The 16,306-nt window shown below is 73.6% G+C and carries 13 protein-coding genes and 1 riboswitch; of the genes, 7 read left to right on the top strand and 6 right to left on the bottom strand.

Going from position 1 to position 16,306, the window contains the following annotated elements; genetic code table 11:
• The first annotated feature begins 157 nt into the window (after window positions 1-157).
• A riboswitch (TPP riboswitch) is annotated at window positions 158-305 on the top strand.
• The 4 genes from LN042_RS20410 (at window position 297) to LN042_RS20390 (ending at window position 4,417) form a co-directional block, all read left to right on the top strand.
• Entirely contained in the window at window positions 297-1,667 is a 1,371-nt protein-coding gene (locus tag LN042_RS20410; RefSeq protein WP_230052719.1) for a purine-cytosine permease family protein, read from the top strand. (Overlaps the previous riboswitch by 9 nt.)
• A gap of 60 nt (window positions 1,668-1,727) precedes the next feature.
• The gene (locus LN042_RS20405; RefSeq protein WP_230052718.1) at window positions 1,728-2,570 is read left to right on the top strand and encodes a glycerophosphodiester phosphodiesterase family protein; all 843 of its coding nucleotides are present in this window, start codon (window positions 1,728-1,730) and stop codon (window positions 2,568-2,570) included.
• A 226-nt stretch (window positions 2,571-2,796) separates the two neighbouring features.
• Window positions 2,797-3,342, top strand: a complete 546-nt coding sequence (locus LN042_RS20400; protein WP_249801287.1) for an ATP-binding protein — start codon at window positions 2,797-2,799, stop codon at window positions 3,340-3,342.
• Between the two features lie 100 nt (window positions 3,343-3,442).
• On the top strand, window positions 3,443-4,417 hold the full coding sequence (locus LN042_RS20390) for a DUF5926 family protein (protein ID WP_283843835.1): 975 nt from the start codon (window positions 3,443-3,445) through the stop codon (window positions 4,415-4,417).
• A gap of 364 nt (window positions 4,418-4,781) precedes the next feature.
• Here the strand turns inward: LN042_RS20390 and LN042_RS20385 are convergent, their stop codons facing one another.
• Window positions 4,782-5,495 carry a bifunctional DNA primase/polymerase gene (locus tag LN042_RS20385; protein WP_230052716.1) on the bottom strand — a complete coding sequence of 238 codons (714 nt, stop codon included), beginning with the start codon at window positions 5,493-5,495 and terminating at the stop codon, window positions 4,782-4,784.
• A gap of 502 nt (window positions 5,496-5,997) precedes the next feature.
• Here LN042_RS20385 and LN042_RS20380 point away from each other — a divergent pair.
• From LN042_RS20380 to LN042_RS20370, 3 genes are all read left to right on the top strand, one after another.
• Window positions 5,998-7,509 carry a PP2C family protein-serine/threonine phosphatase gene (locus LN042_RS20380; RefSeq protein ID WP_230052715.1) on the top strand — a complete coding sequence of 504 codons (1,512 nt, stop codon included), beginning with the start codon at window positions 5,998-6,000 and terminating at the stop codon, window positions 7,507-7,509.
• A 106-nt stretch (window positions 7,510-7,615) separates the two neighbouring features.
• Window positions 7,616-8,527, top strand: a complete 912-nt coding sequence (locus LN042_RS20375) for a hypothetical protein (RefSeq protein WP_230052714.1) — start codon at window positions 7,616-7,618, stop codon at window positions 8,525-8,527.
• Window positions 8,528-8,670: 143 nt separating this feature from the next.
• On the top strand, window positions 8,671-10,167 hold the full coding sequence (locus tag LN042_RS20370; protein ID WP_372495781.1) for an aminopeptidase P family protein: 1,497 nt from the start codon (window positions 8,671-8,673) through the stop codon (window positions 10,165-10,167).
• A gap of 73 nt (window positions 10,168-10,240) precedes the next feature.
• Here the strand turns inward: LN042_RS20370 and LN042_RS20365 are convergent, their stop codons facing one another.
• The 5 genes from LN042_RS20365 to LN042_RS20345 all read right to left on the bottom strand — a co-directional run bounded on the left by LN042_RS20365 (window position 10,241) and on the right by LN042_RS20345 (window position 16,172).
• Window positions 10,241-11,644 (bottom strand): hypothetical protein, encoded by a 1,404-nt coding sequence (locus tag LN042_RS20365; RefSeq protein WP_230052713.1) that lies wholly within the window; start codon window positions 11,642-11,644, stop codon window positions 10,241-10,243.
• The gene (locus LN042_RS20360; RefSeq protein ID WP_230052712.1) at window positions 11,641-12,327 is read right to left on the bottom strand and encodes an RNA polymerase sigma factor; all 687 of its coding nucleotides are present in this window, start codon (window positions 12,325-12,327) and stop codon (window positions 11,641-11,643) included. The genes LN042_RS20365 and LN042_RS20360 overlap by 4 nt, the downstream gene beginning before the upstream one ends.
• A gap of 88 nt (window positions 12,328-12,415) precedes the next feature.
• A complete protein-coding gene (locus LN042_RS20355) occupies window positions 12,416-13,777 on the bottom strand; it encodes a hypothetical protein (RefSeq protein WP_230052711.1) in 1,362 nt (453 codons plus the stop codon).
• 180 nt (window positions 13,778-13,957) lie between these two features.
• Window positions 13,958-14,734: a MerR family transcriptional regulator gene (locus LN042_RS20350; protein WP_230052710.1), complete on the bottom strand. Its 777-nt coding sequence runs from the start codon at window positions 14,732-14,734 to the stop codon at window positions 13,958-13,960.
• Window positions 14,735-14,810: 76 nt separating this feature from the next.
• Window positions 14,811-16,172, bottom strand: coding sequence for a hypothetical protein (locus LN042_RS20345; RefSeq protein WP_372495780.1), 1,362 nt, complete (start codon window positions 16,170-16,172; stop codon window positions 14,811-14,813).
• Window positions 16,173-16,306 lie beyond the last annotated feature (134 nt).

The raw sequence follows: 16,306 nt of genomic DNA, 5'->3' as shown, positions 1-16,306 counted from the left end.
GAACTGCTAAGAATCCTTAGGCGTGCCCGACGGCCCGCGATCGTCCGCCCCCGGGACCACTCGATCGGCCTCGACCGAACGTGGTGTCCCGCGATCCGGACGGCGCATTCCCCCATCCTTGGCGTATTCCGTGCGCCGGGCTACCCTTTCCGGGCCAAAACTGACACGCGGGAGCTTGGACCCACCAGGCTGAGAGTGCGCTGGTCGACCGTACGCCATGGCGATTCCGCCGGCGCGGCGAGGGAGCGCAGACCGCCGGAACCTGTCCGGGTAATGCCGGCGTAGGGAGTTTCGCCATGACGGCTGCTTCACCCTCCCCTGCCACCACCGCGGTGCCGCAGGACGCACCGCCCGTCCGCGCCGAGGCGCCGCTGGTGCTGGACACCGCGCCGCCGCGCACGCTGGGGTTCCGGGACCAGTTCGCGCTCTGGGCCAACCTCGGGATCAGCCTGATCGGCTTCACCAGCGCGGCCACCGTGCTGGGCGCCCCCGGGCAGCAGCTGTCGATCACCGCGGCGACCACGGCGATCGTGCTGGGCACCGTGATCGGCACCGCGATGCTGGCGGTGGCCGCGCTGATCGGCGCCCGCACCGGCGCGCCGGCGATGGCGGTGCTGCGCGGCCTGTTCGGCACCCGGCTCTCCTACCTGCCGACCGTGCTCAACGTGCTGCAGTGCGTCGGCTGGGGCATCTACGAGCTGCTGGTGATCTCCAGCGGCGCCCAGACCGTGGTCGGCACCCAGGGCTGGCACTGGCTCTTCGTGCTGGTGGCCGGGGCGCTGACCACGGTGCTGACGATCTGGCCGCTCGGCTCGATCACGGCGCTGCGCAAGTACGTGGCGGTCGCCGTGGCCGTGGCGATGGTCTACTTCACCGTGCAGCTCGGCCGGCACCACGTCCCGGACCCGGGCGCGGGCAACTGGCACGGCTTCCCGAAGGCCACCGACGCGATCATCGCCGTCTCGGTCTCCTTCGTGCCGATGGCCGCCGACTACACCCGGCACGCGCGCACCCCGCGCGCCTCGTTCTGGGGCACCTTCTCGGGCTACACCATCGCCCAGATCTGGTGCTACCTGCTGGGCCTGGTCGCGCTGCTGCAGGCGAAGGGCGACGTGGACAACCTGCTGACCTCGTTCACCGGGGTGGCGGCCGGCTGGGCGTTCCTGCTGGTGCTGGTGCTGCGCGAGGCGGACCAGTCGTTCGCCAACGTCTACTCGACCGCGATGTCGCTGCACAACCTCTTCCCGAGGGTGGACCGGCGCTGGCTCACCGGCGGCATCGGCGTGCTGGTGACCGCGATCGCGATCCGGATCAACCAGTTCGCCGACTGGTACTCCAACTTCCTCTACCTGATCGGCTCGGTCTTCGTGCCGCTGCTGGCGGTGCTGGCGGTGGACTTCTTCCTCGGCCGCGGCCGCCGGCAGGGCTGGGCGCTCGACCAGGACGCGCCGTCCCGGCCGCTGCTGCTGCTCCCCTGGGCGCTGGGCTTCGCGGCCTACCAGTACCTGTCGCCCACCCCGATCACCGCCGGCTGGACGGCGTTCTGGACGAAGCTGCAGTCGCTGCTGCACTTCGTCCCGGGCGAGTGGACCTCGGCCTCGCTCTACTCGTTCCTGGTCGCCGGGCTCGCCACCTGGGCGCTGAGCAGGGCCGTTCCCAAGGCGTGAGAGTCCTCTGTTGGGGTGGCCGCCGTGTTGGCGTCACCTGCCGGCTCTAGGGTGGAATGCGTGACGACCACCGATCTGACGGCCCCCGACGCCGCCCGGGACACCCGGGCGGTGCAGGTGGTGGCCCACCGCGGCTCCTCCGCCGCCCTGCCCGAGCACACCCTGGCGGCCTACCAGCGCGCCCTGACCGAGGGCGCGGACGCGCTGGAGTGCGACGTGCGGGTGACCGCCGACGGGCAGCTGGTCTGCGTGCACGACCGGACCATCGCCCGGGTCTCCGACGGCGGCCGCCGGGTGGTCTCCACGCTCACCCTGGAGCAGCTGCAGACGTACGACTTCGGCTCCTGGAAGCACCCCGACCAGCCCCAGCCGCACCCGGTGCTGACCCTGGAGAGCCTGCTGGAGCTGGTCGCCGACGCCGGCCGCCGGGTCGACCTGGCGATCGAGACCAAGCATCCGGTGCGGTTCCGGGGCCGGGTGGAGAACGAGCTGGTGGCGATGTTGCGCCGGTTCGGGATCGCCGGCGCGGTCGGGCCGTACGACGCCGACGGCGACCGCGCCGCGGGGCGGCCGCACGCCCGGATCATGAGCTTCTCCGGGATGGCGCTGGCCCGGGTGCGCAAGGCCGCGCCGGAGTTCCCCCGGGTCTTCCTCTTCGAGCACCCGGCGACGCTGCGGCTCTGGCCGGGCGCGGGGCTGCCCGGCGGCTCGGTGGTGGCGGGGCCGGGCATCGAGCTGGTCCGGCGCCGTCCGGACCTGGTCCGGGCACTGCGGGCGGCCGGGCACCGGGTGCACGTGTGGACGGTGGACGAGCCGGCCGACGTCGAGCTGTGCCTGGAACTCGGCGTCTCGGCGATCATCACCAACCGCCCCCGCGCGGTGCTGGACCAGCTCGGGCGCTGAGCGTGCGCCGGGCGCAAAGCATTACCGGTGCTGACGGAATCCCACTCCCCGGTCGACGCAGCGTGAGCAGATAATCACCTTTTGCGTACGCTGGGTCGCGAAACTTGATGAGTGTCGCGTCGACTTCACAATTGACGCACCCCGTGCACCCGCATCCGTTTCCGTCGCATTCCACCGGGGCATCCATCCCTCGGCAAACGCTGAAGGAGGTCCGGGGGTGGCGTTGATGGTGGCACGTGAAGTGCCGACTTCATCGACCATGGCGGTGCCGCACGGTCCGGCCAGCGTCGGGGCAGCCCGGCGCCGGTTGCGCCGTGATCTGGGCGACCACGAGGTGCCCGACACCGTCATCGATGACGCGGTACTGATCCTTTCCGAACTGCTCAGCAATTCCTGTCGCTACGCCCGGCCTCTCGGTCCATTGCTGGACCTCACGGAACGGGACATCGCCGCGGAATTCCCGGGCAATGGCAGCAATTTGACGTGGCGCCAAGAAGTCACGGATTCCGCGACCGAAGATCTCGGCGGCATCCTGGTGCGCTGGCAGATGCACGGCGACGGCACCCTGACCCTGGAGGTCACCGACGGTGGCGCGACCACCCGGCCGCTGCCGGCCCGGCCCTCGCTGACCGCCAGGGGCGGGCGCGGGCTGAGCATCGTGGGCCGGCTGGCCGCCGACTGGGGGGTGCGCGACGCGCCGGGCGAGGTGACGGTGTGGGCCGCACTGCCCGCCCACGACCCCGCTCCGGAGCCGCAGCGGGTGCAGCCGTAGCGCGGGCCGCGGCCACCCCGGGCGGGCACCGGTAGCCGACCGCGGAATCTCAGTAGGCTGCCCCGGAGACACTGACCACCACCTCCGGGAGAGCCGCGCCATGGCCAAGAAGGCCGCCAAGAAGTCCGCCCAGTCCACCACCGCGACCGGCACCGTCCCCGTGGTCGGCGCCCGCGAGGCCTGCCCGTGCGGTTCCGGCCGCCGCTACAAGGCCTGCCACGGCCGGCAGGCCGCGCACGCCGAGCAGGAGCTGGTGCAGCGCCCGTTCGAGGGACTGCCCGGCGAGGCGGACTGGGTGGCACTGCGCGAGCTGGTGCCGGCCGCCACCGCCCCGCTGGCCCTGACCGCCGCGGCGGCCGCCGGTGCCGCCGGCGAGGTCCCGTCGGTCACCCTGGCCACCGTGCTGCCGCTGGCCTGGCCCGCGCTGCGCCGCCCGGACGGTTCGATCCTGCTCGGCCTGCAGACCCAGTCCTCCTCCGGTGACCTGAGCCGGGACCTGGCCGACGCGCTCACCCAGGCGCTCACCATCGAGCCGGGCACCCCGGTGCCGACCCGCCGGGCGCCGGCCGACGGCCCGCGCCTGCAGGACCTGCTGGACCTGGACGCGCCGTTCGCGCCGACCGTGCACACCGGTTTCGAATTCTGGCTGGAGGACGCCGAGTCGGCCTCCGGTGAGGTGGCCGCGTCGCTGGAGCGGGCCAACGCCTCGGCGATCCCGACCGAGAAGCTGTCCGGCGTGGACAGCGCCTACTGGTGCGGCACCCCGGACAAGAACCACCTGCGCTGGGTCATGACGGTGCCGGAGGAGCAGCTGCTGGACGCGCTGGCGCGGCTCGCCGCGGCCGGCAACGCCTCGCTGGGCGAGGGCACCAAGCTGGTCGGCTCGTTCCGCGCGCACGGCCTGACCGTGCCGGTCTGGGACCTGCCGGTGGAGATGTCGGCCGCCGACTGCGAGAAGCCGGCCGCCACCTTCGCCGAGCGACTGGCCGGCGCACTGGCCGAGGAGGCGCCGCTCAGCGCCGAGGAGCGCCGGGCCCGGGCCAACCTGGTGAGCCGTCAGGTCACGCTCAACTGACCGGAGCTGGCGCCATGTGATCGCATCCGACCCAAAGGGCGTGAAACCGGTCACATCCAGCTGCTCGGTCGGGGAAATCTCGGGACCAAACCCGCCAGGGGCTTTGGCTATGGCGCCAATCCTTGTTACTGTTGAAAAGTCCGGTCGCTGGTGCATCCCCCGTCGCCAGCGGCCGGACTTTTCTATGTCCGGGCCAACGTTGCTGCGCCGGGCCGGAGTTGGGGCGTGTCGGGCCAGAGCCCGGGCGCCACGCCGGAGTCAGCGCGGCCACACCGAAGTCGGGGCGTCAGGCCGGAGTCAGCGCGGCCACCGAAGGCCGGGCGCCACGCCGGAGTAGCCCCCGGGCGCGAAGGCCGACCCGCTGTCAGTGGGCCGGCCGGCTGCCGTCCGGCACCGCCGAACCCGCCGCCAGCAGCCCCTCCAACAGCTGTGCCACCGGCGGCAGTAGCACCCCGCCACCGGGCCGCGGCACCGGCCGCCGCACCCAGCGCACCGCCGCCTGCCCCAGCCCGACCCGCGAGGGCGGCAGCACCAGGAACCCGCCCGGCCCGTGGTAGCGCACGCAGCTCGGCACCTGCCCGGGCGCACCACCGGGGCGCAGCGTCGCCTCCTGGGCGGCCAGCAGCTCGCCCAACTCCGGGTAGCCGTACGGCGCGACCAGCAGCGCGCACCTGGTCGGCCCGACCAGCACCGGTCCGCAGGGGATCCGCAGCGCGTCCAGGTAGCCGAGCAGCCGGGCACCCGCCGCCGCGGGCAGGCTGACCGCCGCCACCGCGGTGCCGGTGGCCACCAGCACCGGGGCCTGCGGGCTGTGCCGCTCCCACCACCAGCGCACCATCCGGGCGTCGGTGGTGGCGGCCAGCAGCGACTGGCCGTACGGGTGCGCGGCCGGCACCGGGCAGTGCGGATCGGCGCAGCCGCAGCACAGGGGGGAACCGGTGCCGGCACCGCCCCGCAGCACCGGCACCGCGCCGGGCACCACCGGCCAGCGCCACCGCTGGGTGCAGGTCAACGCCGCCTGCAGCAGGGCCTGCCTGGTCCGGCGGTGTCTGCCGGACGACTCCCGCGTCTCACGCATGGGCACTCGTTCCTCTCCGTGACCGGGTGGATCAAGGCGAGCGGGTGGATCACGACCTGACGCGCGGCCGGACAGCCGCAGGAGGTGTTCGGGGAAGGGGCCGCGGCCGAACGTCATCGGCCGGGGTCATGCTTCGAGAATCCCTGATGCGACCGGATGGACGCCGTTCGGTGCCGTCCGGTTCCACCGTACGAGTGAGTGACTTCTGGTCAGCGCGGTTGCCGGGTGGGCGGGCCCCTACGCTCCGGGCAGGGTTCCGGCAGCCTCCTGGTCAGCTTCTGCCCGCTCCCGGGGCGCTCCACTCCCGCGGCGGATCCCGGGAAGCCCCGGTGGCCGCGCCGAACGCGGAGGAGCGCCGAGGAAGAACCAGCCATCCGGCTCTGGCCCGATCCTGGACACGTGCCGACCGACCTGTGTAGAAACGGGGCATTAAAGAGTGGTTTGGCCGGGCCTGGGCCATGGGGGTCCGGGCGGTCCGGGCCACCGCGCTGGGAGTCGCGGCATGAGTGACAAGCGTCCGTCCGGTGCCAGTGGAACCACGCCCGAGCGGGAGGACGGCACCGGCGGCGACCAGCCGACCGACGGGCCGTCAACGCCTGGCGGACGCCTGACCAGCCTGCTCGACCTGCCCCAGCGCCCCGCCGTCGGCTCCTGGCCGGCCCCCGCGGCGCTCGGCCCGCTGGAACCGCCGGCCGCGCTCGACTGGCTGCAGCACCACACCGAGCGGCTGGCCCGGGCCCGCGACCTGCCCGCGGCCCTCACCGCCCTGCTCGACTCCGGCGCCGAACTGCTCGGCGCCCGCTGCGGACTGCTGGTCACCCTGGCCCGCGGCGCCGACGGCTGCGAGCCGGACGACCCCTGCGGGCTGCGCGGCCCGGCCGACGCCGGCTGGCAGGACCACGCGGGCCACGGCCCGATGGTCGGCCTGGCGCTGGACCGGGCGGCGATCGGCGCGCTGGAGACGGTGCCGGTCCGCCAGGGCCCGTTCGCCGGGCTGCTCGACCCGGCCGACCGCCCGGACCAGCTGGTCCACCCCGACCTTGCCGACGGCCACGAGGTGGCCCCCCGGTTCCGCGAGGTGGCGGCCGGCCTGGGACTGGCCGCCAGCTACGCGCTGCCGCTGGCCACCGAGGAGGACGGGCCGCTGGCCGCCGCCGCCTGGTTCTTCCCGGAGCCGACCCGCCCCGCCGCCGACCGCCAGGAGCTGGCCCGCCGCTACGCCGCCTTCGCCGCCCCGCTGCTGGCCGGCCGGGCGGCCGCCGAGCGCGGGCGGCGCGCCGCCGAGGCGCTGCGCCGCGGGTTGCTCCCGGACCACCTGCCCCGACTGGCCGGCCTGCGGCTGGCCGCCCGCTGGGTGCCGGCCGGTCTCGAGCAGGCGGGCGGCAGCGACTGGTACGACGCGATCGGGCTGCCGGACGGCTCGGTCGGGCTGACCGTCGGCTCGGTCACCGGTGACGGTCCGGGCGCCGGGCCCGGCTCCGCCTCCGGGGCGGCCAGCGCGATGGGCCGGATCCGGGCCGCGCTGCGCGCCTACGCGGTGCTGGAGGGCGAGGATCCGGTGGCCGTGCTGGGCGACCTGGAGCTGCTGCTCAAGACAACCGAGCCGACCCGCACCGCGACCGCCGTCTACGCCTGCGTGGACCCGGTGGAGCGGCAGATCGCCCTGGCCGGGGCCGGCCACTGCCCGCCGGTCCTGGTCACCCGGTACGGCGCCAACTTCGTGGAGACCTCGCTCTCCGCGCCGCTCGGCATGTTGAGCTGCTGGGAGGCGCCCGGCGTGGAGCTGAACGCCGAGCGCGGTGACCTGCTGCTGCTCTACACCGAGGGCCTGGCCCGCCGCTGCGGCGCCACCCTGCACGCCGGCCAGGCCCGCCTGCGCAAGGCCGCCGCCGACGCGCCCGCTGAACTGCGGCACGATCCGGACCAGTTGTGCGCCTACCTGCTGTCGACGTGCGCGGGTGACCTCACCCGGCCGAGGGACGACCTCGTCATGCTCGCCGCCCGCTTCGAGTAGGAGGCCCACGCCCCGCCGGGGGTGACGCCGCCGCGCGGGGGCCGCAGACTGGGAGCAGCCGACGATCCATCAGACCGGCTTCCGCGGACGCTCCTCTGGGGGGACGATGCACAGCGCAGGACCACGCAGCACCAGGACGCCCGGCCGGCTCGCGGCCGCCCTGCTCACCGCCGGCCTGCTGGCCGGCTCCGCCCTGGCGGCGGCGGCCCCGGCGGGCGCGGCGCCGCCGAAGGTGATCCCCTACCTCTGCATGAACCACAGCGACCCGAGCGGGTTCAGCGCCGACATCCCTCCCGGAACCGTCATCGAGCCGGACACCACCTACGGCGGCGGCGCCTACGGCAACGAGAAGCTGGTCATGCAGGGTGACGGCAACCTGGTGCTCTACCTGACCGACCCGCGGACCCCGACCGGCCCGGTGCTCTGGTCCTCCGGCACCTGGGGCCACCTCGGTGCCTACGCCGTCATGCAGACCGACGGCAACTTCGTGGTCTACGAGAAGGGCCGCAGCGGGCCGGCCGGCGCCCTCTGGGCCACCGGCACCTGGCGCGCCCCCGCCGGCACCGGCGCCGTGGTGAACTGCCTGGGCCAGTTCGAGGTCTACACCAACGGGACGTGGTACCGCGACGTCTGGAGCAGCGGCGGCGGCAACCCGGACAACGGCTCCCAGGCGGTCACCGACCGGCTCGACCCCGGCATGCGGCTGCTGCCCGGCCAGTGGCTGGCCTCCGGGTCGGTCTGGCTGGTCATGCAGCCGGACGGCAACCTGGTCGTCCACCGCAAGCGGGACGGCGCCGCGCTCTGGTCCAGCCGCACCTGGGGCAATCCGGGCGCCTACGCCGTCCAGCAGCAGGACGGCAACCTGGTGGTCTACGGGCCCGGCGGCGGCGCGCTGTGGTCCTCCGGGACCTGGAACCAGCCCGGCGCGCACCTGCTGGTCCAGGACGACGCCAACGCGGTGGTCTACGGGCCCGGCGGCGGCGCCCTGTGGGCCACCGGCACCTACGGGCAGGGCTGAGCCCACCCCGCCCGGCAGCGGCCCGGCGCCCCTGCCGGGCGGGTGACCTGGGGAGTCTCCGTACCATGGGACCCACAGCCGCCCGTGTCGTGTCGCGATCCGACGCGTCCCGAGGCGGAGGGAATCGCAAGGAGGCGACGAACGTGACCGAGGACCGCACCCCGGCAGTGGCGGAGAACCCCGAGGGCACCGGCACCGACGAGGAAGCCGCGGAGCAGCCGATCAAGGCCCGCAAGAACGGCCTGTACGACGGCGTGTCCGACGAGCTTGCCGACTCGATGAAGTCCGGCTGGGCCGACACCGAGCTGCGCGACCTGGAGCCCGTCGAGCAGGCCTCCTACACCGTCACCCGGCGCGCCGCGCTGTCCGCCGCCTTCCCCGGCGAGCGCCTGGTGGTCCCGGCCGGCAACCTGCGCACCCGGGCCAACGACACCGAGTACGCGTTCCGCGCGGCCAGCGAGTACGTCCACCTCACCGGCGACCAGACCCAGGACGCCGTGCTGGTGCTGAACCCGCTCGCCGCCGGCGGCCATGACGCGGTGCTCTACCTGCTGCCGCGCTCCGACCGGGAGAACGGCGAGTTCTGGCTGGACGGCCAGGGCGAGCTCTGGGTCGGCCGCCGCCACAGCCTGGCCGAGTCGGAGCGGCTGCTCGGCCTGCCGGCCCGCGACGTGCGCAAGGCCGTCGAGGAGCTGACGGCCGACACCGACGTGCCGACCCGCCTGGTGCGCGGCTACGACGCCGCGCTGGAGGGCGCGCTCGGCACCGACCCGGAGCGCGACGAGGAGCTGCGGGTCTTCCTGAGCGGTCTGCGCCTGGTCAAGGACGCCTGGGAGGTCGAGCAGCTGCGGGCCGCCTGCGACGCCACCGTCAAGGGCTTCACCGACGTGGTGCGCGAGCTGGACCGCGCCCGGGCCACCTCGGAGCGCTGGATCGAGGGCACCTTCTGGCGCCGCGCCCGGGTCGAGGGCAACGACGTGGGCTACGGCACCATCGCCGCCGCCGGTCCGCACGCGACCACCCTGCACTGGGTGCGCAACGACGGCGACGTCCGCCCGGGCGAGCTGCTGCTGCTCGACGCCGGCGTGGAGACCAGCACCCTCTACACCGCCGACGTCACCCGCACGCTGCCGATCAACGGGACCTTCACCCCGCTGCAGCGCAAGATCTACGACGCGGTCTACGAGGCCCAGCAGGCCGGCATCGCCGCGGTGAAGCCGGGCGCCCGGTTCCGCGACTTCCACGACGCCGCCCAGCGGGTGCTGGCCGAGCACCTGCTCGCCTGGGGCCTGCTCGACCCCGCGGCCTACGACGTCGAGAAGGTGCTGGAGCTGGGCCTGCAGCGCCGCTGGACCCTGCACGGCACCGGCCACATGCTCGGCATGGACGTGCACGACTGCGCCCACGCCCGCCGCGAGCAGTACGTGGACGCCGAGCTGGTGCCGGGCATGTGCCTGACCGTCGAGCCGGGCCTGTACTTCCAGCTCGACGACCTGACGGTGCCCGAGGAGTACCGGGGCATCGGCGTCCGGATCGAGGACGACATCCTGGTCACCGAGACCGGCAACGAGAACCTCTCGGCCGCCCTGCCGCGCACCTCGGCGGACGTCGAGGCGTGGATGGCGTCGCTGAACGGCTGATCCGGCCGGTGGCTCGACGCGCGCAGGGGGCACCCGGAAGTCCGGGGCCCCCTGCGGCGTGCCGAGCCACGCCTCACTTGGCGGCGGTGGGCACCGGCACGGTGGTGGTGCCCAGCTTGCTGTAGTTGCCTTCCGGGAACACCAGCCAGGCCCGCTCGACCAGGCTCGGCTGGCTGCCGTTGGTGGACTGGCCGAGCGCGACACGGTAGTTGACCGTCTTGCCGGCTCCGGCGGCGAGCGGGAAGACCGGGACCGCCGGGTTCGGGGTGAACCCGGCGAAGTCGGTCGGCGCCGGCAGGCTGATCCAGGAGCCGTCGTCCAGCTGCTCCTCCAGCGAGCCCGTGTTCTGGACGAGACCGACCTGTGGCGACACCTGTGGCAGCGCCACGCTGCCGCCGTTGGTGAAGGTCACCGAGAACGGCACCTTGGTGCCGTCCAACGGGACCGGCTGGCCCAGGCCCGAGACGGTGAAAGCGACCGCGCTGGAGGAGACCGGCGCCTGGTGGCCGCCGAGGTCGAGGCTGTTCAAGAACGCCTGGAGGGTGCCCTGGTACTTCTGGTCCAGGCCCCGGGCGGCGACCAGCACCTGTGCCTGGCGGAAGCCCCACATCTGCGCCGTGAACTTCGCGCCGCTGGAGCAGTCGAGCTTCCAGGTGGCCTGTTCGGCCGAGCCGGCCGGCAGGCTGACCGACGACGTGTCGTGGGACTCCACGGTCACCGAGTCGTCGTGCGGGTTCTGCGGGTCGTAGCAGTACGACTGCTGGTCCCACCCCTGGCTGCTGCCCACGGAGTCGATCCGCGGGTAGTAGGCCTGGCCGGCCTCGTCCGTGGTGGTGTAGACGGTGAGCGCGATGCCGTCGGGGCCGCAGCCGCCGAGGCCGGCGGCGGCACGGGGATCGGGTGCCGCCAGGCAGACGCTGTTGCCCCCCGCGCTCCCGGCATGGACCGTCCAGCCGCTCGGCGGTTGGAACTTGACGCCGCGGTAGGACTGCACCGCACCGAGGCTGACCGGAACCTGCGCCGGTGCGTCGCCGGCGGACGACGTCGCCGTCGCCGAGGACGACCCGCTCGCCGTGCCGCTGGGCGGGCCGCCCGCCGCGTCAGGGCTCGCGCTCGTCGAGGTGCTGGAGCTCGGCGACGTGCTGCCGCTCGGGCTCGGGCTCGGGCTCGAACTCGGCGTCGCCTTGGCACTGCTGCTCTCGGTGATCGAGGCGGCGGGAACCGGCTTGGCGCGGTCGGCCACCGTGCTGGACCGGAAGCCCACGAACCCGATGGTGACGGCGGCGGCCAGGCCGAGCGGCAGCACCGCCGCGTAGACCGGCTTCAGCCGGCGCGGCCGGCGGTTCGGGGGCGCGGCCGGGCGCAGGTCGTGCACGCCGATCTGCTGGGCCCGGGCGGCCAGCGCCTCGCGCACCAGCTGCTCCAGCGGGCCACCACCGGCCCCGTCACCGTCCGGATGCTTCTGATCAGTCGTCATCGGGTCTTCTCCAGCTGCTTCTCCAGGGCGTCCAGGGCCCGGCTCGCGGTGGACTTCACGGCTCCTCGGGAGAGTCCGAGGGTCTCTGCGATCTGCGCCTCCGACAGATCGGACCAGTAGCGCAGCACCAGCACCTCGCGCTGGCGCTCGGTCAGCTGCTGCAGGGCGGCCACCACCCGGCGGTGCTCGTCGTTGAGCACGGCGTGCTCCTCGGCCGACGGGGCGTCGGTCTCGTGCGGCGGCACGTACTCGCGCGCGGTCTTGCGCCGGCGCAGCACCGAGCGGGCGCCGTTGACCACCGAGGTGCGCAGGTAGCCGAGCGCGTTGTCGAGGTCGTCCAGCCGCTCGCCGTGCTTCTGGAAGAGCGCGGTGAACGCGTCCTGCACCACGTCCTCGGCGACGTCCTGGCGGTCCACCAGCAGCACCGCCAGCCGGACCAGGCCGAGCCGCTGGGCGTGGTAGAGCTCGGTCAGGGTCGGGCGGGACTCCTGCTCGGGCTCCTGGCCGCCGCGCAGCAGCCGGAACCTGGAGCGGCGGGTGGCGACCGCCTCCTCGGGCGCCTCCCTCAGGCTCGCGGCGGGGCTCAGTGCGCCGAAGAACGCCTTCAGCACACCCGCAGGTGCCCAGGCCCGCCGTCCGCGGTGCGGGAGCACAGCGGACGGCAGGCCGACTGCCAGTGACATGTGCGTACTGCCTTCCCCCAGGGACGGCGGCAGGCCGCCGTCCAGGCTATTTGATCTTGGAAGAGCGATTGTGGCAGTTGGCGTTCGGTCAGCGGACCACGGTCACCGGGACGGTCACCGGCGCCGCGTAGTGGCCGTCGCCGACCGCACCGGCGGAAACGTCCAGGGAGGTGATGTCCGACGGCAGGTTCTTGGCCACCGAGAAGCGGAAGAGGTAGTTGACCACGTGCCCGTCCGGGCCGTTCTGCAGCGCTGCCGCCAGCGAGCTGGTGCCCACGGTCACCTTGCCGCAGTCCTGGCTGACCGGGAGCTTCTTCCAGGCGCCGCCGGTGAACACCTCCGCGGTGACGTCCTCGGGGTTCAGCCCCTCGAAGGTGTAGGCGTTCTCCTGGGTGACGCCCAGGGTCAGCTGCGGGGCGAGCGAGGCGAACGGCGCGTTGGTGAAGTTCCCGGGCGACACCTCCACCTCGACGGCCGGGCCGCCTGCCGTCACCTTGGTCGGGATCGGGGTCATCGATGGCATGCTCGCCGTCGGCCGGTGCGGGTCGACCACGGCGAGGTGCCGCAGCCCCTTGCCGAGCCGCACGAAGGAGGTGTTCGACGGGACGAACGCCTCGGCATCCAGGACCAGCGGGGCCGGGCCGTTGTCCGCGCCGAGCTTGATCCGGTACTGCACCGTGCGGCTCTCGTTCGGCGCAAGCGGGAAGGCCGCGCCGTTGCCGCTGAGGGCGTAGTCCATGCCGGTGCCCTCGGCGATCGGGGTGTCGGTCCAGCCGTTCCCGTCCTTGCGCTGCATGGTGCCCTCGAGCGCCGAGGCGATCATCCGGCAGCGGGCACCCCCGAAGGGCTGGGCGGTGGTCACCGGCGCGACGCCGTCGAGGCGGTGGCCGGAGACGTTGGTGAAGGTCACCGAGAAGTCGACCTGGTCGCCGCCGGCGGTCAGCTTGCCGCCCTCCGGCAATCCGTCGAACTGCACGGCGACCGGGTCACCCGAGGTGCCGCCGGCCGGCGCGCCGGGGGCAACAGCCGGGGCCTTGCTCTGCGGCGCGGGAGCGGCCGGGGCCTTGGGCTGGTCGGCGGTGCCGCGCGGCGCCGCCGGGGTGCCCGCGCCGCCGTTGTCGGCCGGGGCGGCGGGAGCCACCTGGCTCGCCGGGTCCGCCGGGGCGGCCGAGGTGCTCGGCGCCGTGGGCGTGGCGGCGGCCGTGGGGGTGACCGCGACCCCGGCACCCGGGATGGCGGCGGACGGGGTGGCGGCGGACGGGGTGGCTGCCTTGGCGGCGGCGGCCGGCGTGCTGCCGCCGCTCTGCGGGCCGTTGCAGCCGGCCACGCCGACCGCCACCACGGCCGCCAGCGGAACGGTGGCGGCCAGTCGGCGGACCCAGGCGGTGTCGGCACGGCGCGCGGCCGGGGTGGCAATCTTCGCAATTCGGTTGATAACGGACGCACGCATGGCGCAACCCCCCAAGGGCACAGAAGTCTCCGGTGTTCGAGAGCCTTCGACCGAGCGGTGCTGGCCACTCGGCCGGTCCCGTTCCCCTTGCTCTCACCCTGATAGACGTCCATCCCCGAGGGGGGTTGCAGGTGTCTTCAAAAAACTTTTCGAGCCCCGTTCGGCCCGTGGCGCCGAGGGTCAGTGACCGGCCCGGGTGGCGTTGGCCAGCATCGCGTCGTGCAGCCACTGGGCCAGACCGGGGGCGACCTTGTCCAGGTTGGCGGTGAACCGCGGGTCGCCGACGTAGAGCGAGGCGATCCCCCGGTGGATCTCGAAGGTGCAGTCGTAGAAGTTCTCGCAGATGTGCTGCCGGTGCTGCTCGGCGAGGTCCATGCCGGCCTCCCCGTCGGGCGCCTCGCCGGCCGCCATGGCGGCGGCGATCCGCTCGTTCAGCGCGTCGGCCTCGAGCTGGATCCGCCGCCAGTCCTCCTTGGAGTAGGAGCCGGTGCGGCGCTGCGACTCCTTCCAGGCGTCGGTGTCGCCCCAGCGCTGCTCGGCCTCCTGCTCCCAGGCCTCGTCGTAGTCCGGACCGAAGAGCTCGAACTTCTCCTCGGGCGTCAGCTGTATGCCCATCTTCTCCGCCTCCATGGCGTGCTCCACGGCCTCGGCCAACTCCTCCAGCTGCCGGATCCGCTCCTTGAGCAGGGCGTGCTGGCGACGCAGATGGTCACGCGGACTGCTCTGCGGGTCGTCGAGAATGGCCGCGACCTCGTCCAGGGAGAACCCGAGCGCGCGGTAGAACAGGATCCGCTGCAGCCGGTCCAGATCGCGGTCCTGGTACAGCCGGTAGCCGGCCGGGGTGCGGCCGACCGGCGACAGCAGGCCGATCCGGTCGTAGTGGTGCAGGGTGCGCACCGTCACCTTGGCGATCCTGGCCACGTCGCCGACCGAGTAGCCGTCGGTCCCACCGCTCATCGGGGTCTCCCCTCCTCGCTTGGGCACCACCCTGGAGCCTGACGTAGCGGGAGGGTCAAGCCGACCGCGGGAGGCGTCAGCCGCGCGAGGTGGCCGGGGTGCGGTACTCGCCGCCCGGCTGGCGGGGCACCCCGCCGCGTCCCCTGCCCCGGCGGCCGCCGCCGCTGGGCCCGGGACCGCCGGCCGCGGCGCTGCCGCCGCCGATCGGGGCCGTGATCGGGGTGAGCGCCAGGGTGGGCCGCTCCGCGCCGACCGGGCGCCGGGAGCGGGAGCCGCCGCTGCCGCCGCGCCGGCGGGGCCGCTTGGTCGGCCAGAGCAGCACGTAGGCGGTGGAGACCACCACGAAGGCCAACCGGATCATGCCCTTGGCCGAGTCGGAGGGCACGGCCAGCGCGCTGCCGTAGAGCGTGACCAGCGCGATCCAGCTCCACCACGGCACCAGCCGGCGCTGCCCGACCGCGTCCCAGAGCAGGGTGCCGAGCAGGATCGAGGCGGTGTAGTAGGTGTAGACGCTCGGGTCGAGCAGGATCCGGGCGTTGCACCCGACCAGCACCACGGCCGGCCAGCGCCCGCGCCAGACCGCCAGGGCGCCCAGGCCCATGCCGATGGCGAACTGGGCCGGCCGGTCCCACACCGGGGTGGACGGGTCGGAGACGCCCAGCCAGCGCAGCGAGGAGGCCGGCTGGTTGGGGATGGTGAACTTGGCCGCCGACAGCGACCCCAGGTTGCTCAGGTAGAACGGCAGCCAGGCGATCGCCACCAGGCCGACGCACCACATGGCGGCGCGCTTCCAGTCCGCCTTGGGCAACGCCAGGATCAGCGGCAGGAAGGCGACCGCCCAGGGCTTGGAGTCCACCGCCAGCGCCAGGTAGATGCCGGTCGCGGCCGCCTGGTTGCGGACCATCGCGTGCACGGCCAGCACCGTGAAGAAGAGCGCCAGCACGTCGTCCATGTGGCCGAAGCGCACCGAGACCTCGACCCACATGGGGATGAAGGCCAGGCCGGCGATCAGGATCCGCTGCTGCAGCCGGCGGTGGTTGGTGCCGGTGCCCCGGTAGTACCAGGCGGCCGTGCGCCCGACCATGACCAGCATGATCAGGCCGAGGATGGACATGAAGCCCTCGGCCAGCACCTGCCCGAGGTGCGCCGGCCAGGGCGAACCGAAGAGCCGGGCGACCGCCAGGCTGACCGGGCCGATCTGCAGCTCCGGGTGGTGCGCGTAGAGCGAGAGCCCGCCGTCGCCGGCGTGGCTGAACAGCAGCTGCTCGCCCTGCCGCAGGTAGTGCCAGGAGAAGCCGCCGCTCGGCTCGACGATCACGAACCAGAGCACCGTCCAGGCGAACAGCAGCACGTGGTGCCGCCGGACCGGGAAACCCCCGATCCGGCCGGTCGTCGACCCGTAGTCAGTCGCACCCTGCTCTGCGCTTGCTCCGCGCACCTGGTTCCTCTTCCCCGGACCGTGCCCTACTGGCCGGACATCCTATGCGATCAGTGGGAACACCGAACCAAACATCCGGGACCATTGGGTGACACCGCAGGTCAGAGCCCTGCCGATGGCCGGCTGAGGGCGGT

This window comes from Kitasatospora humi (genome assembly GCF_020907985.1).
GTDB classification, from domain to species: domain Bacteria; phylum Actinomycetota; class Actinomycetes; order Streptomycetales; family Streptomycetaceae; genus Kitasatospora; species Kitasatospora humi.
This window is presented reverse-complemented; position numbering and strand designations above follow the sequence as displayed.

Bases quoted from the DNA above. Each gene is read 5' to 3' on its own strand.
- LN042_RS20410 (WP_230052719.1), top strand. From the start codon at position 297: ATGACGGCTGCTTCACCCTCCCCTGCCACCACCGCGGTGCCGCAGGAC.
- LN042_RS20390 (WP_283843835.1), top strand. From the start codon at position 3,443: ATGGCCAAGAAGGCCGCCAAGAAGTCCGCCCAGTCCACCACCGCGACC.
- LN042_RS20400 (WP_249801287.1), top strand. From the start codon at position 2,797: ATGGTGGCACGTGAAGTGCCGACTTCATCGACCATGGCGGTGCCGCAC.
- LN042_RS20385 (WP_230052716.1), bottom strand. From the start codon at position 5,495: ATGCGTGAGACGCGGGAGTCGTCCGGCAGACACCGCCGGACCAGGCAG.
- LN042_RS20365 (WP_230052713.1), bottom strand. From the start codon at position 11,644: ATGACGACTGATCAGAAGCATCCGGACGGTGACGGGGCCGGTGGTGGC.
- LN042_RS20355 (WP_230052711.1), bottom strand. From the start codon at position 13,777: ATGCGTGCGTCCGTTATCAACCGAATTGCGAAGATTGCCACCCCGGCC.
- LN042_RS20380 (WP_230052715.1), top strand. From the start codon at position 5,998: ATGAGTGACAAGCGTCCGTCCGGTGCCAGTGGAACCACGCCCGAGCGG.
- LN042_RS20360 (WP_230052712.1), bottom strand. From the start codon at position 12,327: ATGTCACTGGCAGTCGGCCTGCCGTCCGCTGTGCTCCCGCACCGCGGA.
- LN042_RS20375 (WP_230052714.1), top strand. From the start codon at position 7,616: ATGCACAGCGCAGGACCACGCAGCACCAGGACGCCCGGCCGGCTCGCG.
- LN042_RS20350 (WP_230052710.1), bottom strand. From the start codon at position 14,734: ATGAGCGGTGGGACCGACGGCTACTCGGTCGGCGACGTGGCCAGGATC.